The 26,355-nt window shown below is 39.6% G+C and carries 25 protein-coding genes; 9 read left to right on the plus strand and 16 right to left on the minus strand.

Annotation, left to right across the window (positions count from 1 at the left end):
- Positions 1 to 65: 65 nt before the first annotated feature.
- A complete protein-coding gene (locus AN392_RS16440) occupies positions 66 to 1,073 on the minus strand; it encodes a rhodanese-related sulfurtransferase (RefSeq protein WP_055013298.1) in 1,008 nt (335 codons plus the stop codon).
- Between the two features lie 204 nt (positions 1,074 to 1,277).
- Between AN392_RS16440 and AN392_RS16445 the strand changes: the two genes are divergently transcribed.
- Both AN392_RS16445 and AN392_RS16450 read left to right on the plus strand, forming a co-directional pair.
- A complete protein-coding gene (locus tag AN392_RS16445; protein ID WP_055013299.1) occupies positions 1,278 to 2,600 on the plus strand; it encodes a DEAD/DEAH box helicase in 1,323 nt (440 codons plus the stop codon).
- Between the two features lie 2 nt (positions 2,601 to 2,602).
- Positions 2,603 to 3,433, plus strand: coding sequence for a S1 RNA-binding domain-containing protein (locus AN392_RS16450; RefSeq protein WP_010389931.1), 831 nt, complete (start codon positions 2,603 to 2,605; stop codon positions 3,431 to 3,433).
- Positions 3,434 to 3,488: 55 nt separating this feature from the next.
- Here the strand turns inward: AN392_RS16450 and AN392_RS16455 are convergent, their stop codons facing one another.
- The 10 genes from AN392_RS16455 to gyrA all read right to left on the minus strand — a co-directional run bounded on the left by AN392_RS16455 (position 3,489) and on the right by gyrA (position 14,408).
- Entirely contained in the window at positions 3,489 to 3,863 is a 375-nt protein-coding gene (locus AN392_RS16455) for a hypothetical protein (protein ID WP_010389930.1), read from the minus strand.
- An 89-nt stretch (positions 3,864 to 3,952) separates the two neighbouring features.
- Positions 3,953 to 4,657, minus strand: a complete 705-nt coding sequence (gene pyrF / locus AN392_RS16460; RefSeq protein ID WP_055013300.1) for an orotidine-5'-phosphate decarboxylase — start codon at positions 4,655 to 4,657, stop codon at positions 3,953 to 3,955.
- A 33-nt stretch (positions 4,658 to 4,690) separates the two neighbouring features.
- Positions 4,691 to 5,827, minus strand: a complete 1,137-nt coding sequence (gene lapB / locus AN392_RS16465; RefSeq protein WP_024600986.1) for a lipopolysaccharide assembly protein LapB — start codon at positions 5,825 to 5,827, stop codon at positions 4,691 to 4,693.
- 2 nt (positions 5,828 to 5,829) lie between these two features.
- On the minus strand, positions 5,830 to 6,111 hold the full coding sequence (locus AN392_RS16470) for a lipopolysaccharide assembly protein LapA domain-containing protein (protein WP_008114742.1): 282 nt from the start codon (positions 6,109 to 6,111) through the stop codon (positions 5,830 to 5,832).
- A gap of 21 nt (positions 6,112 to 6,132) precedes the next feature.
- The gene (ihfB, locus tag AN392_RS16475; protein ID WP_008114744.1) at positions 6,133 to 6,420 is read right to left on the minus strand and encodes an integration host factor subunit beta; all 288 of its coding nucleotides are present in this window, start codon (positions 6,418 to 6,420) and stop codon (positions 6,133 to 6,135) included.
- Between the two features lie 67 nt (positions 6,421 to 6,487).
- Positions 6,488 to 8,155, minus strand: a complete 1,668-nt coding sequence (gene rpsA, locus AN392_RS16480) for a 30S ribosomal protein S1 (RefSeq protein WP_002961176.1) — start codon at positions 8,153 to 8,155, stop codon at positions 6,488 to 6,490.
- Positions 8,156 to 8,250: 95 nt separating this feature from the next.
- Positions 8,251 to 8,961, minus strand: coding sequence for a (d)CMP kinase (cmk, locus tag AN392_RS16485; protein WP_010389925.1), 711 nt, complete (start codon positions 8,959 to 8,961; stop codon positions 8,251 to 8,253).
- A 107-nt stretch (positions 8,962 to 9,068) separates the two neighbouring features.
- The gene (gene aroA, locus AN392_RS16490; protein ID WP_055013301.1) at positions 9,069 to 10,346 is read right to left on the minus strand and encodes a 3-phosphoshikimate 1-carboxyvinyltransferase; all 1,278 of its coding nucleotides are present in this window, start codon (positions 10,344 to 10,346) and stop codon (positions 9,069 to 9,071) included.
- A complete protein-coding gene (gene serC, locus AN392_RS16495; protein ID WP_055013302.1) occupies positions 10,346 to 11,428 on the minus strand; it encodes a 3-phosphoserine/phosphohydroxythreonine transaminase in 1,083 nt (360 codons plus the stop codon). The genes aroA and serC overlap by 1 nt, the downstream gene beginning before the upstream one ends.
- Before the next feature lie 280 nt (positions 11,429 to 11,708).
- The gene (gene gyrA / locus AN392_RS16500; RefSeq protein ID WP_055013303.1) at positions 11,709 to 14,408 is read right to left on the minus strand and encodes a DNA topoisomerase (ATP-hydrolyzing) subunit A; all 2,700 of its coding nucleotides are present in this window, start codon (positions 14,406 to 14,408) and stop codon (positions 11,709 to 11,711) included.
- A gap of 178 nt (positions 14,409 to 14,586) precedes the next feature.
- Between gyrA and ubiG the strand changes: the two genes are divergently transcribed.
- From ubiG to yfaE, 5 genes are all read left to right on the plus strand, one after another.
- Positions 14,587 to 15,297 carry a bifunctional 2-polyprenyl-6-hydroxyphenol methylase/3-demethylubiquinol 3-O-methyltransferase UbiG gene (ubiG, locus tag AN392_RS16505; protein ID WP_055013304.1) on the plus strand — a complete coding sequence of 237 codons (711 nt, stop codon included), beginning with the start codon at positions 14,587 to 14,589 and terminating at the stop codon, positions 15,295 to 15,297.
- Positions 15,297 to 15,977 (plus strand): HAD family hydrolase, encoded by a 681-nt coding sequence (locus tag AN392_RS16510; protein ID WP_055013305.1) that lies wholly within the window; start codon positions 15,297 to 15,299, stop codon positions 15,975 to 15,977. The genes ubiG and AN392_RS16510 overlap by 1 nt, the downstream gene beginning before the upstream one ends.
- Before the next feature lie 410 nt (positions 15,978 to 16,387).
- Complete coding sequence (gene nrdA, locus AN392_RS16515; RefSeq protein ID WP_010389918.1) at positions 16,388 to 18,670, plus strand: class 1a ribonucleoside-diphosphate reductase subunit alpha; 2,283 nt, start codon at positions 16,388 to 16,390, stop codon at positions 18,668 to 18,670.
- A 73-nt stretch (positions 18,671 to 18,743) separates the two neighbouring features.
- Positions 18,744 to 19,874 carry a class Ia ribonucleoside-diphosphate reductase subunit beta gene (nrdB, locus tag AN392_RS16520; protein WP_010389917.1) on the plus strand — a complete coding sequence of 377 codons (1,131 nt, stop codon included), beginning with the start codon at positions 18,744 to 18,746 and terminating at the stop codon, positions 19,872 to 19,874.
- Positions 19,874 to 20,146, plus strand: a complete 273-nt coding sequence (gene yfaE, locus AN392_RS16525; protein ID WP_010389916.1) for a class I ribonucleotide reductase maintenance protein YfaE — start codon at positions 19,874 to 19,876, stop codon at positions 20,144 to 20,146. Before nrdB ends, yfaE begins: the two co-directional genes overlap by 1 nt.
- A 114-nt stretch (positions 20,147 to 20,260) precedes the next feature.
- Here the strand turns inward: yfaE and AN392_RS16530 are convergent, their stop codons facing one another.
- The 3 genes from AN392_RS16530 to AN392_RS16540 all read right to left on the minus strand — a co-directional run bounded on the left by AN392_RS16530 (position 20,261) and on the right by AN392_RS16540 (position 21,908).
- Positions 20,261 to 20,857 carry a DUF1287 domain-containing protein gene (locus tag AN392_RS16530; RefSeq protein WP_055013306.1) on the minus strand — a complete coding sequence of 199 codons (597 nt, stop codon included), beginning with the start codon at positions 20,855 to 20,857 and terminating at the stop codon, positions 20,261 to 20,263.
- Between the two features lie 23 nt (positions 20,858 to 20,880).
- On the minus strand, positions 20,881 to 21,354 hold the full coding sequence (locus AN392_RS16535; protein WP_055013307.1) for a hypothetical protein: 474 nt from the start codon (positions 21,352 to 21,354) through the stop codon (positions 20,881 to 20,883).
- A 128-nt stretch (positions 21,355 to 21,482) separates the two neighbouring features.
- Positions 21,483 to 21,908 carry a tetratricopeptide repeat protein gene (locus AN392_RS16540; protein WP_171039088.1) on the minus strand — a complete coding sequence of 142 codons (426 nt, stop codon included), beginning with the start codon at positions 21,906 to 21,908 and terminating at the stop codon, positions 21,483 to 21,485.
- Positions 21,909 to 22,115: 207 nt separating this feature from the next.
- On the opposite strand from AN392_RS16540, the gene AN392_RS16545 reads away from it, so the two are divergent.
- Together AN392_RS16545 and AN392_RS16550 are read left to right on the plus strand one after the other, a co-directional pair.
- Positions 22,116 to 22,505: a YkgJ family cysteine cluster protein gene (locus tag AN392_RS16545; protein ID WP_010389911.1), complete on the plus strand. Its 390-nt coding sequence runs from the start codon at positions 22,116 to 22,118 to the stop codon at positions 22,503 to 22,505.
- Positions 22,506 to 22,656: 151 nt separating this feature from the next.
- Positions 22,657 to 25,056 (plus strand): TonB-dependent receptor, encoded by a 2,400-nt coding sequence (locus AN392_RS16550; protein WP_055013309.1) that lies wholly within the window; start codon positions 22,657 to 22,659, stop codon positions 25,054 to 25,056.
- Between the two features lie 89 nt (positions 25,057 to 25,145).
- Here the strand turns inward: AN392_RS16550 and AN392_RS16555 are convergent, their stop codons facing one another.
- Together AN392_RS16555 and AN392_RS16560 are read right to left on the minus strand one after the other, a co-directional pair.
- A complete protein-coding gene (locus AN392_RS16555) occupies positions 25,146 to 25,763 on the minus strand; it encodes an FKBP-type peptidyl-prolyl cis-trans isomerase (RefSeq protein WP_008112467.1) in 618 nt (205 codons plus the stop codon).
- Positions 25,764 to 25,832: 69 nt separating this feature from the next.
- The gene (locus tag AN392_RS16560) at positions 25,833 to 26,156 is read right to left on the minus strand and encodes a hypothetical protein (protein ID WP_010389909.1); all 324 of its coding nucleotides are present in this window, start codon (positions 26,154 to 26,156) and stop codon (positions 25,833 to 25,835) included.
- Positions 26,157 to 26,355: the final 199 nt, after the last annotated feature.

The raw sequence follows: 26,355 nt of genomic DNA on the forward strand, positions 1-26,355 counted from the left end.
TTACTTTTAAATAAAAAACCTCAGTATTTACTGAGGTTTTTTAATGAATAAATAAACGCGTGGTATTATTTATTTCGTTGTGCGTCTTTTTGCGCTTTTTTTGCTTCTTTACGTTGCTGTAAAGCAGCTTGTGCTTCGTTACCAATGTGGCCTTCACCGCGTGCTTGTGCCAATTCTATTTGCTTTTGACGCTCAGCAAAACGAGCGCGCTGCTCGTCGGTTACATCATCAATACAATGATGACACGACACCCCTTCCATGTATTCAGGCTTTTGTTTTTCTTCTTCTGTGATAGGCATCCGACATGCGTGACACTGATCATATGAGCCTTTTTGTAAGTCATGATTTACCGCGACACGGTTATCAAATACAAAACACTCGCCTTCCCACATGGTTTCTTCTTTTGGTACTTCTTCTAGGTATTTTAATATACCGCCTTCAAGGTGGTATACCTCATCAAAGCCCTGCTCTTTCATATAAGCTGTTGATTTTTCACAGCGAATACCACCTGTACAAAACATAGCTACTTTTTTATGCTTTTCTGGGTCGAGATTTTCTTTGGCCCACTGCGGAAATTCGCGGAACGTCTTCGTGTTTGGATCGACCGCGTTTTGAAACGTACCAATTTCAATTTCATAATCATTTCGGGTATCAACAAGGATAACCTCTGGATCAGAAATAAGGGCGTTCCATTCATTTGGCTTAACATAACTGCCCACTACTTTTAAGGGGTCAACGCCCTCAACACCCATAGTCACGATTTCTTTTTTAAGTTTTACTTTAGTGCGGTAAAACGGGCATTCGTCATCATATGATTCTTTAGTAACAATATTGTCTAAATTAGGCTGGGTGTCTAACCACGCCAGTAAGTTATCTATGCTTTCACGTTTTGCTGAAACAGTTCCGTTAATTCCTTCTGCGGCAATTAACAAAGTACCACGCACGTCGTTTTGCTCCATTACATTAAGTAAAGGTTGGCGAAGTGCTTCAAAATCAGGTAAAGAAACAAATTTATACAGTGCGCACACAACAAAGTGATCGCTGGTTACATTATCTTTATGGATAGCAGTCATGGTTTTCCTATTTTGCCTTTAAACCCCGCAAGGGGCGTTTACCGAATCGTAAATCCGGCGCATATGGGGCGCGTATTTTACGCTTTTTTTATTTAAATGCAAAAAAATGGATGATAATGCGCTTTTTACTGTTAGCGCAGTGGCTCAGTGGGCTATAATGCGCGGATAAATTTACAAGACTTGCTCATATTGGAGAAATATACATTGCACTTTACTGATCTTGGGATTGATACTCGCCTAGAAACACAATTAGCGCACCAAGGGATCACCCAGCCTACCGATATTCAAGCTCATGCTGTGCCAACGGCACTCGCTGGACATGACATTTTCGCTCAGTCAAAAACTGGGTCAGGCAAAACTTTAGCGTTTTTATTACCTGCAGTGCAGCGAGTAATGAAACAAAAAGCACTCAGTAAACGTGATCCTCGTGTACTTATTGTTGCTCCAACTCGTGAGCTTGCAACCCAAGTGTTCACCCAACTACGATTACTTATTGCCGGTACCAATATCAAGGCAGTTAAAATTCTCGGTGGTGAAAACTTTAACGACCAAATTAAAGCACTGCGCAACGACCCACATTTTGTGGTTGCTACACCAGGGCGCTTAGCCGATCACTTAAAGCAACGCTCTTTACAGTTAAGTGGCTTAGAGCTACTTATATTTGATGAAGCTGACCGTATTTTGGATTTAGGTTTCACCGACCAGCTTAAGTTAATTAATGAACTGGCAGATCACCGATTACGCCAGACCCTATTGTTTTCAGCGACATTAGATCATGCTCAAGTAGATGCCCTTTCGCGTAATTTATTAAAAAAACCAAAACAAATTATGCTCAGTGCAGCCAATGAGCAACACAGTGATATTAAACAAACATTGTATTTAGCCGATCATCTTGATCATAAAGAAGCGCTACTTGAGCATTTTCTTAATCAAGACAATGTAGGGCAATGTATTATATTCACCGCTACACGTGCTGATACCAGTCGCTTAAGCGAGTCACTAAACAGTAAAGGCTTTAAGTCTGTCGCATTAGCAGGTGATTTAACCCAAAGTAAACGCCTTGATATCATGGATGCGTTTAGCCGTGAAAACTTTAAAATATTAATTACTACAGATGTTGCATCTCGCGGACTAGATTTACTCAGTGTGACCCATGTTATAAATTTTGATTTACCAAAACACGCTGAAGAATACGTTCACCGAATTGGACGCACAGGCCGTGCTGGTTTTAAAGGCAACGCGCTATCATTTGTTGGTCCTAAAGATTGGGCAAGTTACTTAGCAATTAAGTCATTTTTAAATGACGAACTGTCGTTTGCGGTGGTTGATGGTTTAAAAGCGAAATTTAAAGGCATCAAAGAGAAAAAAGTGACGCCAGTTAAACCGATTAAAAAAGTAGTGGCTGACAAAAAGCCACAGCAAAAACGCAAAGCAAAACCTAAAAAGCCAGCAGCCCCAATTAAAGCACCACTCAACATTGATGGTGATACCCCGATGCGTCGTAAAAAAAAGCCTGAGCAGGAATAATTATGAGTTACCTTGGAACTACCCAAACCCTATTTGTAAAAGAAGTCAGTAACGAAGGTGCCTATTTAGATGGCCATGACTTAGGTGAAGTTTTTTTACCCAAACACGAGATTAAACATGAACTTGAAGCTGGCGATAGCATCAGCGTTTTTACCTTTTTAGATAACGCAAACCTGCCAACAGCAACAACTAAAAAACCACACGCACAAGTCGGTGAATATGCCCTACTGCGCGTTAAAGAAATAAACAGCATTGGTGCTTTTTTAGATTGGGGTTTAGAAAAAGACGTGCTAGCACCGTTTAATGAACAAAAACCGCGTATGCAAGAAGGTTACTCGTATTTAGTACGTTTATACCTAGATAATGCCAGTCAACGAATTTGTGCTTCAACCAACTTTAATCGCTTTTTATCAAAAGACGAGCCGCAATATAGCCACTTGCAAGAAGTTGATTTAATTGTGGCAGGTAAAACCGATATCGGCTACAAAGTACTTATTGAAGAATCTCATTTTGGTGTTGTATTTTACAACATGGTATTTAAAAACCTATTTGTTGGTCAAAAGCTCAAAGGGTTTATTCAAAAAGTACGTGAAGACGGAAAAATTGACGTCATACTTGAAAAGCCAGGTATGGGTAAAGTCAGTGAACTTGGCGAAAAAATTATGGAAAAACTAAAAGATGAAGGTGGCATATTAGCCATAGGCGATAAGTCTGAACCTGAATTAATTAAAAAAGTATTTTCGACCAGTAAAGCAAACTACAAAAAAGCCATTGGTGGGTTATTTAAACAAGGCTTAATTGATATTGAAGCTAAGTCTATTCGTTTAAAATAATTCAATAAAAAAGCCACCTAGGTATAAACTTAGGTGGCTTTTTCGTATTTAAAATTTATAACTTAATGTTTTTGTATGGTAAGGTACAACGTGAATATTGATTTGAATATTCAATTAATTCTTTCTTAGACGTCATATTTAACGGCGCTAATCTAAAAACTTTTTTTGTACACTCATTCTGCATTTCATCGTGTACATCAACACACTCTTTGCTACTTATATTAAGTCCAGCTAAAACACCTTCATTTGTATAGCACAAATGCTGAGCATAATTTTGAGCGATTTTTTTAAACTTAAACAAATCAACGGGGTAATCAGATACCAAATCAGTAACATTCGAAACATCATCATACATTTTAGTTGAAAAAACATATTTATTAACAGCAAAGCCACTAATGATAATTACCACTACAAACATTATTAAACGCAAAGTTAGTTCCTCACTGCACAGCCGTAATTAAATGTAGCACAAACAAAAAGAGTTGTAATAAACTCCTTATAATTATGCAAACTTTAAGTTTAAGCTATTGATTTATTTACATCACTCAATACTTGCACCGGGTTTTGTGCCTGAGTAATAGGACGCCCTATTACTAGGTAGTCACTGCCAGCTTCAATGGCTTCTTTAGGTGTCATAATACGTTTTTGATCGCCCGCATCACTACCAGCAGGACGAATACCTGGGGTTACTAGTTTAAATTCTCTGCCTAAAGCCACTTTTAGAATTTCAGCTTCTTGTGCTGAACACACTACACCATCAAGCCCTGCTTGCTTTGTTAATTTTGCTAAATGCATCACTTGCTCTTGTGGTGATTTACTAATGCCTAAACGTTTAAGCTCTGCTTCATCCATGCTGGTTAAAACGGTCACTGCAATCAATAATGGGGCTTTATCGCCAAACTGCTCAAGTGCCTGCTTAGCTTTATGCATCATTTCAAAACCACCACTTGCATGAACATTAACCATCCACACGCCCATTTTAGCTGCAGCAGTTACTGCTTTAGCAACAGTATTTGGAATATCGTGGAACTTTAAATCTAAGAATACATCAAAACCTAAATCAACCAGTTCTTTAACAAATGCAGGGCCAAAATAAGTGAACATTTCTTTACCCACTTTTAATCGACAGGTATCCGGTGATAACTGTTTAACAAAAGCTAAAGCAGTTTGCTGATCATCATAATCAAGCGCGATAAGAATTTTTTTTGATTTTTCGAAAGACATAACTATCCTACTAGTGAGCGAAAAGTATAAAGATTAAAATCCGTCTAAGCCTCTGCTAGGCACAATGGTTTCCCAGTGTTTACATGAAGGGCAATTCCAATAAATGGTGTAGCTAGTAAAGCCACAATGCTGACATTGAAAGTCAGGTTTAGTGGCAATGTAAGAAGTAACAAGTTTATCGATTTGATTAAGCACATCTTTTGTATTTTTATTTTCTGTACTCATTAACTGTAATAAAAAACTAAAGCCACGAATAGTGGGTTGACGTTTTAAATTATCAGTTAAAAATTCAAAGGCTTGTTCAGTGTGTCCTTGCTCAAGCAAGGCTTGGCAATGCTGTATTTTTATCATCACCCCACCCTTTTCTAGTAACTCAGTAATGAGTTCATGAAATTGGTGAGTTAATTTTAATTGCTTATAGCTGTGAGCTAACTTTTCAATAAACAATGGCGCAAAAAAAGTAAATTGACAGATTAATTCTCGCCAATAGTAAATTGCTTTTACGTAATCTTCTTTGGTATAAGCTGACAACCCAAGCTCATATAAAGGCCTAATTGTTTTAAAGTTTAAGCTAATGGCTTTGCGCATAAGTTGTGGGTTATTACTGGCAATGGCATGCTCACAGTAAAAATTAGCGATGGCTTTAAAGTGTTGTTCTTTTGAAAAAAGCTCAGTATGCGCTTCAAACATATTAATGCCTTTTTCCCATTCACGGGTTTGTGAATATAAAGAAATAATAGGATCGAGTGCATCTGCATGGCTATTTTTTACCAGCCATATTAAATGTTCTTCTGCGCTGTCTAATAAGCCAGCCATAATATAATCTTCGGCTAGTTCTAAACGGCTATTAGCGGCTTGTTTTTCGTTAAGGCTTGGGTGTTTTAGCAACAGTTCGTGAATTTTTATTGCGCGGTCAAGCTCACCACGGCGGCGAAACATGGTTGCTAAAGTAGAATAATGTTCAACAGAGTCAGCAGCTACTTCGAGCAAATTAATTAAATGCTCAAGCCCCTGATCTTCTTCTCTGTCCAGTAAAAACTTTAACCCTTTACTGTATTCAGAAGTAATTTGACGATTAAATTGATGAGCCTGATTTTTAGCACTGTTTTTCCCCATGATCCAACCATAACCGGCAGCAACGGGAAGCAGTAAAAACAACAGCTCAATCATAATTAGGTATCTTTGTTGGCAATACGCTTTTTATTATCTTTTTCAGGCGTTAATTGCTTTTTTAAACGGTAATTTTGCCACTTTAATTGCGTAAACAATTTAAAGCTCACAAAGCAACCCACTACAACACCTAACAAAAAGCAGATACTTATTATAACGGCTAAAGGTAATGTATTACTGGCTATTATGTAGTTAATTTGTGTTAATTGTGGATTTTGCGAACCCAATACAAATGCACCAATTAAAAATAGTGCTGCCAGAATAATTTTTAATACCTTAAACAAGTAACTACTCCAATAAGTTTACTAAGCAATGCTCTCGTTTACACGGTCACGTAGTTCTTTGCCTGGCTTAAAATGAGGTACATGCTTACCATCTAACTCTACAGTTTCACCTGTTTTAGGATTGCGGCCTGTACGAGGCGCACGGTAATGCAAAGAGAAACTTCCAAAACCTCGGATCTCAATACGATCTGAAGAAGATAATGAGCCGGCCATTTGTTCAAGAATTTCTTTAACAGCGTTCTCAACATCTTTAACAGGAATATGTGAATGTTGTTCAGCAAGTGTTTCTATCAGTTCTGACTTAGTCATAGCGTTTCCTTAAAAAGAAATAGTGGAAGGGCATAAACTGCCCTTCCAATTAAAAGACTATAATTAATTAGTCTTTTTGTGCATTTGCGAAAGCAGCTGCCATTGCGTTTTCGAACACTGGCTCTTCTTTCTTAAGCTTCTCTAGTACTTCTTTCTCTTCTGCTTCGAAAAGAGCTTTAACAGATAAGCTTAAAGTGCGGTTCTTACGATCAACACCAACGTATTTAACTTCGATTTCGTCGCCTACAGAAACAACAGTAGTTGCATCTTCAACGCGCTCTTGAGCGATATCAGCTACACGGATGTAACCTTCAACGCCTTCGATAAGTTCAACAGTTGCGCCTTTCGCATCAACTTCAGTCACTTTACCTTTAACAATAGCACCTTTTTTGTTTGCATCAAGGTAGTTATTGAATGGGTCAGCTTCGATTTGCTTAACACCTAGAGAGATACGTTCACGCTCTGGGTCAACTTGCAATACGATAGCAGTGATTTCGTCGCCTTTCTTGAATTCACGTACAGCTTCTTCGCCAGGTGTATTCCAAGAAATGTCTGAAAGGTGTACAAGACCATCAATACCACCGTCAAGACCGATAAAGATACCGAAGTCAGTGATTGATTTGATCTTACCAGTAACTTGGTCGCCTTTGTTTTGTAGACGAGCAAATTCCTGCCAAGGATTAGCAATACATTGCTTAAGACCAAGAGAAATACGACGACGTTCTTCGTCGATTTCAAGAACCATAACTTCAACAGTGTCACCAAGTGAAACAACTTTTGAAGGGTGGATGTTCTTGTTAGTCCAATCCATTTCAGAAACGTGTACTAGACCTTCAACGCCTTCTTCGATTTCTACGAAGCAACCGTAATCAGTAAGGTTAGTTACACGACCAGAAAGTTTAGAACCTTCTGGGTAACGACCAGCGATAGCTGCCCATGGATCTTCGCCAAGCTGTTTAAGACCTAGAGATACACGAGTTTTATCTTTGTCGAATTTAAGAACTTTAACTGCGATTTCGTCGCCAACATTAACGATTTCTGAAGGGTGCTTAACACGCTTCCACGCCATGTCAGTAATGTGTAGTAGACCATCAACACCACCAAGGTCAACGAATGCACCGTAGTCAGTAAGGTTCTTAACGATACCTTTAACTTCTTGACCTTCAACAAGGTTAGCAAGAAGCTCTTCACGTTCTTGTGAGTTTTCTGATTCGATAACTGCACGACGTGAAACAACAACGTTGTTACGTTTTTGATCAAGCTTGATTACTTTAAATTCAAGCTCTTTGCCTTCAAGGTGAGTTGTGTCACGTACTGGACGAACATCAACAAGTGAACCAGGTAGGAAAGCACGGATTGAATCAACTTCAACAGTGAAACCGCCTTTAACTTTACCGTTGATAACACCAGTAACAGTCTCTTGCTCTTCACATGCTTTCTCAAGACGGATCCACGCTTCGTGACGCTTCGCTTTCTCACGAGAAAGGATAGTTTCACCGAAACCGTCTTCGATTGCATCTAGTGCAACATCTACTTCGTCGCCAACAGCAACTTCTAGTTCACCAGCAGCATTTTTGAACTGCTCTGCAGGGATAGCACTTTCTGATTTAAGACCAGCATCTACAAGTACAATGTTGTTCTCGATTGAGATTACTGTACCTTTAACGATAGAGCCTTGCTCTGCTTCAAAACCCTTTAAGCTTTCTTCAAATAACTGCGCAAAATTTTCTGACATACGAATATACGTCTCATATATTAATACCAATAAGCAACCATGCTGCATGGGGTTGTTAAAATAGCACTGGCGTCCTGCTGGTGCATAAAATGTGTTTAGCTTCGTTTAGGAAGCTTACCTTCAGAGATGCTTGAATCTAATAAAGTTATAACTTTATCAAAGACTTGCTGCGCGTTGAGTTCGCTAGTATCAAGCTCAATCGCATCCTCTGCAGGTACAAGCGGCGCAACGGCGCGATTCATATCGCGATCATCACGTGCCTGAATGTCCTGTAATAGACCACTTAGTGTAACATCAAGCCCGCGCTCATTCAACTCAACAAAACGTCTGCGAGCACGCTCTTCTGCACTTGCGGTTAAAAATATCTTTAATGGCGCATCAGGAAACACAACAGTGCCCATATCGCGACCATCAGCAATTAAGCCATTTTCTGTTCTAAACGCACGCTGGCGACGAAGTAACGCTTCACGAACTCGTGGCAATGCGGCTACTTTAGACGCTGCAGCTCCCACTTCTTCATTACGAATAGTGGTTGTTACATCTTCGCCTTCTAAAATAATCTTTCCTGCATTAGTGTCACTGTCTATCAAAAACTGCACATCAAGATTTGCAGCTAATGGAACCAGTGCTTCTTCGTTATCTAACGCAATTTGGTGATGAAGTGCTGCAAGTGAAAGTACGCGATAAATTGCACCGCTATCTAACACATCCCAGCCTAATTTTTCAGCCAATAAGCGACAAACAGTTCCTTTACCAGAACCACTTGGGCCATCTACGGTGATTACGGGCATTAATAACGCCGGCATTTAAAACCTCCTTCAATGCACACCAAAATAAACCGCCACATTATACGTCAATTATTAAAGATTATCCGCTTTTAGTATGTAACTTTTTATAAATACTTATAAATAGCCTATTTACTGACAGATGCTAACACGTTGAAAAATGTTGGGAATGTCTTGTAAGTACAGGCTGGATCGTTAATCGTTATGGGCTTACCCCCTACTGCCACCATTGCAAAGCACATGGCAATACGATGGTCATCATAGGTATCTACAGCCACATTATTAAACTGTTTTGGCGGTGTGATCTCAATAAAGTCATGCCCTTCTACTACTTCAGCCCCTACTTTTTTAAGCTCAGTGGCCATAGCGTGTAAACGGTCAGTTTCTTTTACTCGCCAGTTATAAATGTTGCGAATTGCCGTTGGCCCTTTTGCAAACAGGGCAACTGTAGCCAGGGTCATTGCAGCATCAGGTATTGCATTAGCATCAATATCAATACCGTTAAGCTCACCTTTACGAACAACTAAACGTTCGTCATACCAATCAATTTTGGCACCTACTTGCTCCATAACGTTAGCAAAACCAATATCACCTTGAACTGATTTAGCACCGACGCCTTTAATTTCTATTTCGCCGCCGGCAATTGCTGCAGCAGCAATAAAGTAAGAAGCAGATGAAGCATCCCCTTCGACCATAATTCGCTCAACGGCTTGATACTGTTGTGCACCTTTTACAAAGAAAGTACTGTAATTGTCATGCTCAACGGTAACACCAAAACGCGCCATTACATCAAGAGTAATATCAATGTAAGGCTTAGACACTAACGTGCCTTTAATTTTAATTTGAGTATCACCCTTAAATAACGGTGCAGCCATAAGCAACGCAGTTAAAAATTGGCTTGAAATACTACCGTCAATTTCGACTTCACCACCCGCTATTTGTCCGCCGACAATTTTAAGTGGCGGATAATCTTTATTTTTTAAATAACTAACATTACCACCTAAGGCTTGCAGTGCATCAACTAAGTGGCCAATTGGTCGCTCTTCCATACGTGGCTCACCAATTAACTCATACTCCCCAGCAATCGCTGCAAGCACGGCCGTTAAGGGACGGTATGCTGTACCTGCATTACCTAAAAACAGTGGTTCAGTTGGCGTTTTAAATACGCCACCTACACCTTCTACGGTCGCGATGGTTCGCTCATCATTAAGTGTCACATTCACACCGAGCTGCGCTAAGGCGCCCAACATATGACGAATATCATCACTGTCTAATAAGTTTTCTACAACCGTAGTGCCGTTTGATAGTGCAGCCAATAATAGAATGCGATTTGACAAGCTTTTCGAACCAGGCAGAGTAACACTGCCATTAACCTGTGAAATAGGCGCTAAAGAAAGTTGCTCCATTAGCTGTTCTCCTTTGCGAAAGCCGCCATAAAATCAACTAATGCTTTAACCCCTTCCAGTGGCATTGCGTTATAAATACTCGCGCGCATACCGCCAACAATACGGTGCCCTTCAAGCGCTAATAAGCCCGCTTCATTTGACTCTTTAACAAACTTATCATTTAGGCTTTCATCAACTAACCAAAAAGGCACATTCATACGTGAACGACAATGTTTTGCTACCTTGTTGGTGTAAAAATTAGACTCATCGATAAAGTCATAAAGCAGCTGAGCTTTGGCAGTATTATGTGTTTCCATGGCTTTTACACCGCCATTTTGCTCAAGCCATTCAAATACTTCAGCTGCTAAATACCATGCAAATGTAGGTGGAGTGTTAAACATACTGCCTTGTTTTGCTTCAAGGGCATAATCCAAAATACCTGGCTTAGCAAGCCCTTCACGCTCAAGTAGCGTTTTACGAACAATTACGATAGCAATACCCGATGGGCCGATATTCTTTTGAGCACCTGCGTAGATTAAATCAAATTGATTAACGTCAATTTCGCGCGATAGAATAGTCGACGACATATCGGCGACAATCGGTGCTGTTGGGTGACTAGGTACATCAAAAATCTCTAGACCATCTACAGTTTCATTTGGGCAATAATGAATATATGCAGCATCGGCTGGTAAAACCCAATCGGCTACCTGCTTGATAGAAAATAAACCGTTATCATCATTACGTACGTCAATTGTGTGAGTTTGAGTAAACTTATCGGCTTCGCTGGTTGCACTTTTTGACCACACGCCGTTTTCACAATACACCGCTTTTTTTCCATCAACGTGGAGGTTTAAAGGTACGGCACTGAATTGACCTCGACCACCACCGTGCATAAAGAGCACTTCAAACTCGTCACTAATATTCATTAAGCGACGTAGACTAGCTTCACACTTAGCCGTTAATGCTAAAAATTCTTTACTGCGATGGCTCATTTCCATTACTGAAACGCCAAGCCCTTGCCAGTCTAAAAACTCTTTTTGTGCTTTTTGCATTACAGCCGGTGGTAACATTGCAGGACCCGCACAAAAATTATAAATACTCATTACCTTTTCCTCATTCCAGTAATTTACTGTTTAACTTGAACTAATACCAATCCGCAATAATACTTAATCATTTTACGGGGCTAAACGTGTCGCTACCTGCGTTAAAAAATTCTCATTTAGAACAACTAAATAGCAAATTTTTTGCCTAGCTATCAACACGTTTTTCCAGCCTCAAAATAGACCACTTAATTAAGTGAATTGGTATTAAACTAATTCAAGTGTCTTTAGTTTTTTTCAACCATATAAAAAAAGCGGCCAAGGCCGCTTTTTTCAATCTCAATTATTCTGAAGGAGGATTATCATCCGCTACTTCATCTATAACCGTATCTACTGTTTCAACGTCTTCGATGTCAATCAAGTCACTTTCAGTCACTTCAATCTCTTCTATACGTTGTAAACCAACTACTTGCTCTTCGTCAATAGTTCTGATCAAAATAACACCTTGAGTGTTACGTCCAACCGTAGAAACTTCATTAACGCGAGTACGTACTAAGGTACCACGATTCGAAATAATCATTATTTCGTCGTTGTCATCAACTTGTACAGCACCAACAACGGCACCATTACGCTCACTCACCTTAATTGATACAACACCTTGTGTTGCACGACTCTTAGATGGGTAGTCTTCAAGTTGAGTACGCTTACCGTAACCATTTTCTGTCACTGTTAATATTGCACCGTCATTCTTAGGTACAATCAGTGATACAACACGTTGATCGTCTGGCATTTTAATACCACGAACACCCGTTGCAGTGCGACCCATAGGACGTACACCTTTGAAGCGAATCTCAGGCTTACCTTCTTCATCAAGAACAGGGTTACCATTTTCATCAACTACTGTGGTTTCTTCAGCTTCTTTAAAGCGTACAACTTTACCCGCATCAGTGAACAACATAATTTCATTGCTACCATCGGTAATATCAACACCAATTAAGCTATCACCTTCGTTTAAGTTAACGGCAATAATACCGCTAGCACGTTGACGGCTGTAGGCAGTCAATGGTGTTTTCTTAACCGTACCAAATGCTGTCGCCATAAAGATGTATTTATCATCTTCATAATCACGCACAGGCAAGATAGCAGTAATACGTTCATCTGCTTCAAGCGGTAATAAGTTAACAATTGGCTTACCGCGCGCTGCGCGACTTGCAAGTGGTAACTGATACACTTTAAGCCAATATAATCGACCCGCAGTAGAGAAACATAAAATAGTATCGTGGGTATTGGCAACAAGTAGACGTTCAATGAAATCTTCATCTTTCATCTTGGTTGCTGACTTGCCTTTACCACCACGACGCTGCGCTTCATAATCACTTAACGCTTGATACTTAACGTATCCTTCGTGTGACAAGGTCACAACCACGTTCTCTTCGTTAATTAAGTCTTCAAGGCTAATATCGTGTGCAGCGGCATTAATTTCAGTGCGGCGCTCATCACCATATTGCTCTTTAATTTCAACTAACTCGTCACGAATAACTTCCATTAAACGTTCCGGACTTGCCAAAATGAATAATAGTTCAGCAATTAGATCTAGTAACGATTGGTATTCAGTAAGAATTTTTTCGTGCTCTAGGCCCGTTAGTTTGTGTAGACGTAGGTCTAAAATTGCTTGAGCTTGTTGCTCAGAAATATAGTACTGACCATCACGAATACCCAGCTCGCTTGCTAACCAATCTGGGCGGGCAACATTGTCTTCACCGGCTTTATCAAGCATGGCTTTAACATTACCTAATTCCCAAGGACGCGCTGTTAGTGCAACTTTTGCTTCAGCAGGTGTTGGTGACTTACGAATAAGTTCGATAATTGGGTCAATGTTTGCCAGTGCAATCGCTAAACCTTCTAGCGTATGCGCACGGTCACGGGCTTTGCGTAAATCAAATACCGTACGGCGAGTAACAACTTCACGGCGGTGAATAATAAACTCTTCAAGCATTTCTTTTAAGTTGAAACACTTAGGCTGGTTATTAATTAACGCAACCATATTCATACCAAACACAGTTTGTAACTGAGTTTGTGAATAAAGGTTGTTCAAAATAACTTCACCTACGTCACCACGTTTGATCTCAATAACGATACGCATACCGTCTTTATCTGATTCATCACGTAATGCGCTGATCCCTTCAATCTTTTTATCTTTAACTAGCTCAGCGATTTTTTCAATCAAACGGGCTTTGTTAACTTGGTAAGGGATTTCATGAACAATAATCGTTTCACGGCCAGTTTTCTCATCGGTTTCGATGTCAGCACGCGCACGCATGTACACTTTACCACGACCGGTTTGATAGGCTTGTTCAATGCCTTTTTTACCGTTAATAATGGCCGCAGTTGGGAAATCAGGCCCTGGGATGTAATCCATTAACTCAGTAATAGTTAATTCAGGGTTTTGAATAAGCGCTAAACAGCCATTCACTACTTCTGTTAAGTTGTGTGGCGGGATATTTGTCGCCATACCAACAGCAATACCTGACGAACCATTAACTAACAGGTTAGGTATTTTAGTCGGTAACACATCAGGAATTTGTTCTGTGCCGTCGTAGTTAGGCACAAAATCAACCGTTTCTTTTTCAAGATCGGCTAATAATTCGTGCGACATTTTTGCCATACGTACTTCTGTATAACGCATTGCCGCTGCTGAATCACCATCAACCGAACCAAAGTTACCCTGACCATCAACTAGCATATAACGTAGTGAGAATGGTTGAGCCATACGTACGATGGTGTCATAAACTGCACTGTCGCCGTGTGGGTGGTATTTACCGATTACATCACCGACCACACGGGCCGATTTTTTGTAAGGCTTGTTCCAGTCATTACTAAGCTCGTTCATTGCAAACAAAACGCGGCGGTGAACAGGTTTTAAACCGTCACGTACGTCTGGTAATGCACGTCCTACAATTACACTCATTGCGTAATCTAAGTAGGAGTTTTTTAACTCGTCTTCAATATTGACTGGCAGAATTTCATTGGCGAGATCAGTCATTTGATATCACATTCCTTCAGTATCAGCTCTTAACAACCCATTATTAGGTATTAAGAGTGTTTGTTATTATTTCTAAGCAACCATGCTATCACAATTAATTTTAATTTACAGGCGCAAAACTTTGCGATTTATCAATTTAGCCCTATATAATGGCCTCAGATTGACGAGGAAGTATTTTATGACCGAACATCAAAATGTAGATAACGCAGAAATAGCAAAGTTTGAAGCCATCGCAGAGCGTTGGTGGGATTTAGAAGGCGAATTTAAGCCGCTTCACGAAATTAATCCATTACGATTAGATTTCATCGCAGACAAAACTAAAGGATTATTTGACAAAGAAACCCTCGATGTAGGATGTGGCGGCGGTATTTTAAGTCACAGCATGGCGCGAATGGGGGCAAAGGTAACAGGTATCGATATGGGGCAAGAGCCTTTAACTGTCGCTAAGTTACACAGTTTAGAAACAAGTGTACCCGTTGAATATATAAAAGTACCTGCTGAACAATTTGCTGATGAGCACCCTGAGCGCTTTGATGTGATTACTTGTATGGAAATGTTAGAACATGTCCCCGACCCTGCTTCTATTATCCATGCAGTCGCTAAATTAGCAAAACCTGGGGCCGATGTATTCTTCTCCACCCTTAATAAAACCCCTAAAGCTTACTTATACGCTATTGTCGGCGCAGAAAAACTGTTAAAAATGGTGCCAGAAGGTACCCACGACCATAAAAAGTTCATTAAACCTGCGCAATTAATTGCATGGGCAGAACAAGCAGGGTTGAAGGTACGTGCCAGTGCAGGATTAAGTTACAACCCACTCTCAAAGCAATATACGATTAATGATGATGTTAGCGTAAATTATATGCTGCACTTTGAGAAGTTAGCGTAATGACAAGCTCACAAACATCTACTAGCCCAATTGAATATCAAGCATTGCTATTTGACTTAGATGGCACTTTACTTGATACCGCTGATGATTTAGGCGCTGCACTTAATAGTGTGCTGCATAATCACCAACAACCACAAGTGGGCAGTGATATATATCGACCCGCAGCTTCAAATGGCGCAGCAGCATTACTTGCTGCTGGTTTTAAAGAAGGCTGGGGGCAACAATCGCAAGAGCAACTTTTAGCAGAGCTAGTTGCATACTACGCTGCCAATATTGCCACCCATACCCAATGCTTTGTCGGTGTAGAGCAATTACTTATTGCCCTTGATAATAAAGGGATCCCGTGGGGCATTATGACAAATAAGCCTGGCTTTTTAACCGATCCTTTAGTCAAGGCGATTCCTGCATTAAAAAATGCGCAAATTGTGATAAGTGGTGATACCTTAGCTGAATCTAAGCCCTCACCCCTTCCTTTATTACATTGTGCTGAGCAAATGAGTGTTGATCCTTCGCGCTGCCTATATATAGGTGATGCGCTGCGAGATATACAAGCAGGTAAAGCAGCGAATATGCACACCGCTACCGCACTGTGGGGATATGTACCGACTGTGGACGAGGCATTAGCTTGGAATGCAGATTTTAATTGGCATAGCCCTATAGATGCTTTCAACCACATATAGTGCCATACTAATTTATAAACACTACATATTGTGATTGTGTTAGTTTTTATGCAAAGCTTGATGATAAAAAAAGCAGACAAAATTTATTTTTAAAAAGCGTAAATTTAATCTTTCCTTAGTTGATTTTTACAAATTTCAACTTAACCGAATGATCAAAGGTTAATGCCTACTAACACAATTACGTTATCCCAACGTTATCCACAATCAGAGCGGTTTCTGTCCCTTGCAAAAGATCACAGACCACACTATCTTGTGATCTCTAATTTGAACAACACCAGATATTGTGGCTAAATGTTATTCAATTAAATTTACCTATGCGGTAGAAATAACAATAAAAGAATAGGCACTGGGCGTTTTAAGTGCACTCATTGGTCAAAAATATTTAATTCCCAAGGAATACAGGCAAAACTATGAACCAACAGTTATCTGTAAGCAAACGTGACGGCCGTAAAGAGCCACTTGATCTAGACAAGATCCATCGCGTTATTGAATGGGCCGCCGAAGGTTTAAACAACGTTTCGGTTTCACAAGTTGAACTTAAATCACATATTCAATTTTATGACGGTATTCGTACTAAAGATATTCATGAGACGATTATCAAAGCCGCTGCGGATCAGATCTCAAAAGAATCACCTGATTATCAGTATCTTGCTGCTCGTTTAGCTGTATTCCATTTACGTAAAAAAGCGTATGGCCAATTTGAGCCACCGCGTCTTTTTGACCACGTTACTAACATGGTTGAACAAAAACGCTACGACGCCCATTTGCTTGTTGATTACACAGAGCAAGAACTTGATGAACTAGATACTTACTTAGATCATTCACGCGATCTTAACTTTAGCTACGCAGCAGTAAAGCAGCTTGAAGGTAAATACTTAGTACAAAACCGTGTAACCGGTGAAATTTACGAAAGCGCGCAGTTTTTATATATATTAGTAGCAGCAAGCTTATTCTCAGATTATCCACGTGAAACGCGTATTGATTACATCAAACGTTTTTACGATGCGGTTTCACTATTTAAAATTTCTTTACCTACACCAATTATGTCGGGTGTGCGTACGCCAACGCGTCAGTTTAGCTCATGTGTACTGATTGAGTGTGGCGACAGCTTAGATTCAATTAATGCGACTTCATCAGCCATTGTTAAATACGTTTCTCAACGTGCTGGTATTGGTATAAATGCCGGACGTATTCGTGCATTAGGTAGCCCTATTCGTAACGGCGAAGCGTACCACACAGGCTGTATTCCGTTTTATAAGCACTTTCAAACAGCGGTTAAAAGCTGTTCGCAAGGCGGTGTACGTGGCGGTGCAGCTACTTTATTCTACCCGCTTTGGCACTTAGAAGTAGAAAACCTGCTGGTACTTAAAAATAACCGTGGTGTTGATGATAACCGCGTACGTCACCTAGATTATGGTGTGCAGTTTAATAAACTAATGTATTCGCGTTTAATCAAAGACGACTACATTACCTTATTTAGTCCATCAGACGTGCCGGGGCTTTACGATGCATTCTTTGAAGATCAAGATGAATTTGATGCACTTTATGTAAAATATGAGCAAGACGAGTCAATTCGTAAAAAACGTATTAAAGCCATTGAACTGTTTTCTATGTTTGCTCAAGAACGTGCCAGCACCGGTCGTATTTACTTACAGAACGTTGACCACTGTAATACACACAGCCCGTTTATCTCAAAAGTGGCGCCTATACGTCAATCTAACTTATGTTTAGAAATTGCGTTACCGACTAAGCCTCTTAGCAACGTGAATGACGAAGAAGGTGAAATTGCACTTTGTACATTATCTGCGTTTAACTTAGGTGCCATTGAGTCTTTAGATGAACTAGAAGAGTTAGCTGAGCTTGCAGTACGTGCACTTGATAACCTACTTGATTTCCAAGACTACCCTGTACCTGCAGCTAAAAATGCCACTATGGGGCGTCGTACGCTAGGCATAGGTGTTATTAACTACGCTTATTACTTAGCTAAAAACGGTAAGCGTTATTCAGATGGCAGCGCAAATGCACTAACGCACAAAACGTTTGAAGCAATTCAGTACTACCTAATGAAGGCATCTAACGAACTTGCTAAAGAGCGTGGAGCATGTCCTAAATTTAACGAAACTACATACTCGCAAGGTATTATGCCAACCGATACGTACAAACGTGATTTAGACAAGATTTGTGATGAACCACTGCATCTTGATTGGGATACATTACGTGCCAGCATTAAAGAGCATGGTATGCGTAACTCCACGCTGAGCGCATTAATGCCATCAGAAACGTCATCGCAAATCTCAAATGCAACTAATGGTATCGAGCCACCGCGTGGTCACATTAGCGTTAAAGCAAGTAAAGACGGTATTTTAAAGCAAGTTGTTCCTGACTACGAACGCCTTAAAGATAACTACGAATTACTGTGGGATATTCCATCAAACGATGGTTACTTACAATTAGTAGGCATAATGCAGAAATTTATCGACCAAACAATTTCAGCAAATACTAATTATGATCCAAATAGATACGAAGGCGGTAGAGTACCTATGAAAGTCTTATTAAAAGACTTACTTGGTGCATACAAACTAGGTGTTAAAACACTTTACTACCATAATACCCGCGATGGCGCATCAGATGCTCAAGAAGACACTCCAGAAGTGGAAGATGATGATTGTGCAGGCGGCGCGTGTAAAATTTAATAGTTAAACTTAAAGCGGGCGCCTTGCCCGCTTTGTCCTGATAGTCTTAGTGATAGTTTTTTGAGTGATAAACATGTCTTATACTACTTTTAGCAGAAATCATAATAACCAAATGCAAGAGCCAATGTTTTTTGGTCAAACCGTTAACGTGTCACGTTACGATCAACAAAAATACCCTATTTTTGAAAAACTAATTGAAAAACAATTGTCTTTCTTTTGGCGACCTGAAGAAGTTGATGTAAGTAAAGACCGTTTAGACTTTCAAGCGCTTCCCGAACACGAAAAGCATATATTTTTAAGCAACTTAAAATACCAAACGTTGCTTGATAGTGTTCAAGGCCGCTCACCTAACGTAGCATTACTTCCTATCGTATCAATTCCTGAACTAGAAACATGGATTGAGACATGGGCGTTTAGTGAAACTATCCACAGCCGTTCTTATACGCATATTATTCGTAACGTAACTCAAGCGCCTGAACTCATTTTTGATGACATTGTTAGCAATGACAAAATTAGTGAGCGTGCCGATGCGGTAACTACTTATTATGATGACCTAATCAATTCTGTATCGCTTTACAACCTATACGGTGAAGGCAAACACGAAATTAATGGCCAAACCGTAGTAGTTAATTTATTTGAGCTGAAAAAGAAATTGTACTTGGCCATGATGTCAGTGAACATCCTTGAGGCTATTCGCTTTTATGTGAGTTTTGCCTGTTCATTTGCGTTTGCAGAGCGTGAATTGATGGAAGGTAATGCTAAAATTATAAAGCTTATTGCCCGTGATGAAGCACTTCACCTTTCAGGTACTCAGCATATTTTAAATATCATGCAAGATGGCAAAGATGACCCTGAAATGGCGATTGTTGCCGCACAATGCCGTGAAGAAGCAATTAAGATGTTTGTTGAAGCCGCAGAGCAAGAAAAAGAATGGGCCGAGTACCTATTCAAAGATGGCTCGATGATTGGTTTGAATAAACACATTTTATGTCAGTACGTTGAATATATTACCAATGCGCGTATGACCGCGATTGGTCTGCCTGCACAGTTTGAAAACAACAGTAACCCTATTCCATGGATCAACTCATGGTTAGTGTCGGATAACGTGCAAGTTGCTCCCCAAGAAGCCGAAATAAGCTCATACTTAGTTGGTCAGATTGATTCACAAGTAGATGCCGATGAATTTGGTGACTTTGATTTATAATGACTGATAGAACGACTGCAAGTATCATGCTTGCAGATAACAGCCAGCGCATTGATTTTGCCGCTGGCTGCCCTTCTCTTTTACATTGCCTAGAATCGAATAAGATTGATGCCGCTTACCAATGCCGTGAGGGATATTGCGGTGCGTGTCGAGCAACACTTGTCTCTGGTGAAGTTAATTATAATGAAGAGCCGTTAGCGTTTGTTCGCGATGGTGAAATACTCTTGTGTTGCTGCAAACCAAATGGTGATATCAGTATTAATTTAAAGTAACTAACTCACATTAAGCGTATTTAACAGCACGAGAATAATATAAAACAGCTAGGTTTGTACCAAACCTGTTTGCCGTGTTTTTAAACTCAAACACGCCTACTAGTACAGTGTTATTTACTCTGAATATTCTGCAGGCACAAATCGGTAATGACCCGTAATTGTATACGCAAAAAGCATATCGCTCATTTCTGGTCCACGACCAATATTATGCACAATAAGCGGGTTGCCGCTGCCCTGCGCTATTTCATTAACGACCATACCAATATGCGGTAAATTACCTGGCAGCATCCAAGTAACTATGTCACCGGCTTTATAAGCCTCTGCATTAAGCGATTTAGTTAACACTTTTGCATGGCGCTCAAAGTAAACTTGTAAGTTAGGTACACGTCGATGGTCAATGTTTTTATCTGGCTTGGTTAATCCCCAAATACGTTTGGAAGGATATACGCGAAAATTATCCTGCATGTCTTCATGTACTAATTTTTGCAAATCAATACCAAGCTGTCGGTACGACCTAATTAAAACATCGGTACACACACCAATATTAGCGGGCACATCACCACCTGGGTACTCAAGTTTATGATAGGCGCCATCGTAAGTTACTGGTTGTGTTGTTCTATGGATTAATGCATTAACGATATCATCATCAAAAGAGCTCGCCTGCACCTTAAAGGCAAATAGAGCTAGTGAATAAAACAAAAAACGTGACATATAAATTCCTTTTATAATTTTAACTAAAGCTGTTGCGTAATGTAGTCAGGAATATTAAATTTATTTCCATTACTGGTATAGTGCGCATCAAGTTCATAGGCCATTATTTCAAGTGGAGCATCATTGTAACCAAACGTTTGGATTTCATTGATGTAGCGCATTATAAAGGCGTGCACGCTGAGTTCACGCCATTGAACTACATGAACAAGCTCATGAAAATGTACTCTTAAATTATGCACAGCGTTAGGTAATATATAATATGTATTTTTATAGGTTATTCCAGCTACATCCATATCAATAAAATTGCTTAAACCAAGTTCACGTAAACCTGTAAAGTCAGGTTTAGGAATTTTATCAACAACTACATAAAATGCAGTTTTCAAAAATTCATTTGGGTAAAAGCCCTCAAACTCGTTAGCAAATTTTTCACAGCATATTCTTTTATGTGCATACTCGCTATTCGTTTTATCAATCCATTGTTCTATTTGCGCTAGCATTTTTTCTCCAAAAAATTACTCGGTAAGTTATTAATAAATATTTTATGAAGTTGAACTTTATCTTCTTCATAAAAAAGCGCCAAGTGTAAACTACTGGCGCTGATTATTAATAATCACTATACAGATTCCTAACCTTCTTCTTCAACCAGTGACTCTAATAGCTCATGGATCTCTGACTTTAATTCTTTGTCTTCAATTTTATTCGCACTGACTTTAGCATCTTGTAGGTTTTTAATCGCCGCTTCTTTGTCGCCTAGTTCGAGCTGTAAAGTAGCCATAGAAAATGCAACCGACGACATATGATCTTTATTATTGATTTCAATCGACTTCTGTAATGCTTTTTCATAAGTCACAATAGCGTCTTCTAGCTCTTCGGTAAAATCTGCTAAAGTTTCCCACTGTACAGGGTGATCTTTAGCGGTATTTTCGTTTTCAATACAAATTGCTTTGAGCTCTGCATATAAAGATTCGAATTGTTTAGTATCATTCTTATTGGCAGCTGCCATCAGCTTTTCTGCTAAATCGTGAACCGCTTTGTATACTTTAGTATTCATAATTACTCGCTACCTTAATTAATGCGCCTTTTTAATTTTTTACAGCGCTGTATCCGAAACATATGTCTTAATAGTACATTATTATTAAGCGCCGCGTTGTTACAAAAGTATTATAAGCAACAATAAACGCTGTTTAGTTTATTGACGTGGATATTAGGGTGCTACACTTAATGCCTACTATAAAAAGCAACAGTTAATATCTACCCTATGCAAAATTGCAATCAATGCGGTAAGTGCTGCACAAAATACGGTGCGGCAGATTTAGATACTAATCAGGATGAAATTCAAATGTGGGCGTTATTCAACCCTGAAATATTTCAATACGTTAAAAACGATAAATTATGGTTTGACCCAACAACGGGTGAGCAATTAACGCAATGCCCATTTTTAGAGCTTGCCAATAAAGCATCTCCTGAAGAAAAAGATAAATATACTTGCAGTATTTATCATGACCGACCCCAAGATTGCAGGCATTATCCAAGCTTAATTTCAGAAATGATAAACGATGAATGTGAAATGCTTGAACCAGTTGATAAGCAAAATCATTTTAGAGCACAAAAAAAGTTAGACATACTGATGATAGACAGCCGCTCCTAAATTTAACTGTAATAATGCCGTGCTAAATTAAATTTATCGCTCTCTTGTGTTATTCAACGCAAATTTTAAAGTTATGGTATAACATTATTGATAGCATAATTTTGTATTGTTATATTATATCACAACATAACAACCACGAATTGAAGTAACTATGACTAAGCTAACACTCATATCCTCAGCACTACTGTCTGTTTTGTGTTCTCACTCTGCACTTGCAGCGACGATTAACGGCACGGTAACAGATACAAAAAAGCAACCCATTGCCAATGCCACGATTCATGTTCATGGTAAGTCAAAAAGCGTGCAAAGTAATGCACAAGGTCAGTTTAGTATCGACATAGATGCTAAAAGTCAATTACATATCAGTAAAGATAACTACCTAGATTCTCGTATATCGCTTGAAAATACAGGCAACACTATTAATGTTACTTTAAAGCCAACTTCGGTTGAAACTGTTGTTGTATATGCCTCAGCCCTGCATAAAAATAGCTTAGAAATGATTTCACCAGTAAGTGTGCTATCAGGCGATGAGCTAAAAAATAAAGCTAAGCCGACGCTAGGTGAGACACTTAAAGGCATACCTGGCGTTAATGCTAGTTATTTTGGCCCTGTTTCATCAAGTCCGATTATCCGCGGCCTAGGTGGTCCTCGAGTTAAAATTACTCAAAATGGTTTGGATAGCAGCGATGCGTCTCGCATTGGACCTGATCACGCTACATCAAGTGACAGCCTAGCGGCAGAGCAAATTGAAGTGTTACGTGGCCCAAGCACCCTACTTTATGGCTCTGGTGCTATTGGCGGTGTAGTAAATGTGGTTGATAACCGTATTCCAACCAATAACATTGACTCTTTATCTGGGGCAGCACAATACACGCACGATACAGTTTCAAATGCGAATACATTCGCAGCAAAACTAGAAACTGGCAGCGATAACTTTAATTTCCATTTTGATGGTACTAAACGCAGCGGTGATGATTACCAAACACCTCGTTTTAATTTACCGGATGAACATGAAGAAGGTGAAGTACATGTTGAAGGCGATGAAGAAACAGCTACTTCAGTTGAAAATACCTTTATAGACAGTGAAACAGTTAATTTTGGTACTAGCTATGTGGGTGAGCATTTAACCGTTGGATTTTCATACGGTAATATCGAAACAGACTATGGTATTCCAGGCCATTCACATGCTCATCATGAACACGATCATACACATGAAGAAGCAGGCGAGCATGAAGAACACGAAGGTGAAGAACATGCAGAAACACCTGTTTATGCTCATTTAGAGCAAGACCGTTGGCAGGGGCTGGTAAGTTATGCGTTTCATGATAACTGGATTGAGTCTATTAACCTACGTGTTGGTTACACAGACTATACCCATAGTGAAATTGAAGACGGCGCTATTGGCACCACTTTTAGTAATGAAACCACTGAAGCACGTTTCAACGTAGAGCATCAATTAGGCCAATGGCATGGCATGATTGGCTATCACTATAGTGAGTCTGATTATGACGCGATTGGTGAAGAAGCCTTTACACCTGCAAGTATCACGACGACTCATGCGCTATATTTACTTGAAGAACGCACATTTGGTGACGTCACCGTAGAACTTGGCGCCCGTTTAGAAGATTATGAGATAAAAAGTGATGTGGATACGCATCAGCATAGCCATGATGACGAACCTGTATCAGCAGATGAAACTGTTAACTACACCCAAAGCTTTACTAATCTAAGTGCCTCAGCAGGTGCGATTTGGGAGTATATGCCAAGTCACAACCTAGCCGTTAGCTTATCACATTCAGAGCGTGCACCGCTTTCAGCTGAGCTACTCTCTAATGGTGTGCATATTGCTACCGGAACTTACGAACTTGGCTTGGGTTACCATATTGAAGGTAACGAAGCGCATTTTGAGCCTGAAGAAATTAAACAAGAAACATCAACTAATCTAGATATTAGTTTACGTCGCTTTAGTGGAGACTTTGGTTACACTGTCAACTTCTTCTATAACGACATTAAAAACTTTTATTATCAGCAAAACACAGGATTAGTGTTTGATGAAATGGATGGTTTTGAACCTGCTGCCATTGGTCACAGTGACGCAATTGATGTTTATCAGTTCACAAGTAAAGATGCTGAGCTGTATGGTTTTGAATTTGATGTACATTATCAAATAAACCCCAGCGCCATGGTAAAAGTATTTGGTGATTCTACTCGCGCCAAACTAAAAGATAATGAAGGAAATTTACCACGCATTCCTGCTAATAAATTGGGTTCAGAACTGCAATACACCCTAGGTAGCGCACAATTTACCTTAACAGGAACACATTATTTTGAGCAAAATGATATTAGTGCATATGAAACAGCAACAGATGGCTATACATTGATTGATTTACAAGCCAACTATCAGCTTGATTTAGGTGCCGTTGACACACAGCTTTACCTAAGTGTTGATAACATTACTGATGAACTTGGTTTTGTACACAGCTCGTTTATTAAAGACACCGCGCCACTTCCTGGTCGTAACTTCCAATTTGGAGTAAGAGGCTACTTTTAAACAAAGATCAGTTTAATGAGACAATAAAAAACCGCATTCATATTAATGAATGCGGTTTTTTCATAACTAAAATGTTATGTACGTTCTAATTAAAGAATTGCGTGTAACTCAACGTCGAATACAAGTGTTGAGTAAGGTGCGATTGCTGCACCGGCACCACGTTCACCATAAGCAAGCTCATGAGGAACGTATAAACGCCACTTAGTACCTACTGGCATCATTTGTAATGCTTCAGTCCAACCTTTAATCACGCCGCCCACTGGGAATTCAGCAGGTTGACCGCGCTCGTATGAGCTGTCAAAAACAGTACCGTTTACTAAAGTACCGTGGTAATCAACACGTACTGTAGACTCAGCAGTTGGCTTCTCGCCTTCACCTGTTGCAAGTACTTCGTACTGAAGACCTGACTCAGTTACTGTAATTTCAGGACGTTTTGCGTTTTCTTCTAAAAATGCAATGCCTTCAGCAGCGAGTACTTTAGCTTCTTCTTCACGACGAGCTTGGATCTCTTCGTTAATTTTTTCAAATGCAGCTTGGATCTCAGGGATCTCAACTTGAAAAGCACTGCCTGCATACGCATCTTTCATGCCTTCAAATACTGAATTTAAGTTTAAACCTTCAAAAGGATTAGCCTTAAGTTGCTCACCCATTTGTAAGCCAATACCGTAACTTGCTTTTTCAGCATCTGTAGTAAAATTATCTGACATAATGTGTTATTCACGTTTTGTTAGTTAAAAGACCCGTATATGCTATCACAAAATAAAAGGTCTTTGGGGCTAGTTTTTATTGAGTTTTTCTTTAATTAAACCAATAGCAAAGGTACACACAGGCAAACTGAGCAAAATTCCAACAAGTAAGCTCATCGACAATAATCCAGCCACACCGACCAGTAAAAGAGGCACTGCTACTAAACCGATAATGCCAATATAAAACGCGCCCCATACAGGCCAATAATTATCGTATTTTGTAATTAAATGCCCCGATAAAATATTAAACCCGATGCCATATAATAAGGTCATTATTAGTGCGTCGTCTGGATATGCATCAATAGCCATTTTTTGTAATAACGATATGGCGCTTTGGTAACAATAACCAAACACAGTCCATAGAAGAATGTGCTTAAGTAAACGTTTAGAAAAGGATAATTCCGGGGACTGTGACATTATAAAGCTCCAGATAGCAAAAAACCGCCAATAAGGCGGTTTTTTAAATAATGGTGGAGAGATAGGGATTTGAACCCTAGAGGGGCTATAAACCCCTGCCGGTTTTCAAGACCGGTGCATTCGACCACTCTGCCAT

The sequence above is a fragment of the Pseudoalteromonas sp. P1-16-1b genome, assembly GCF_001401785.1.
GTDB lineage: Bacteria > Pseudomonadota > Gammaproteobacteria > Enterobacterales > Alteromonadaceae > Pseudoalteromonas > Pseudoalteromonas undina.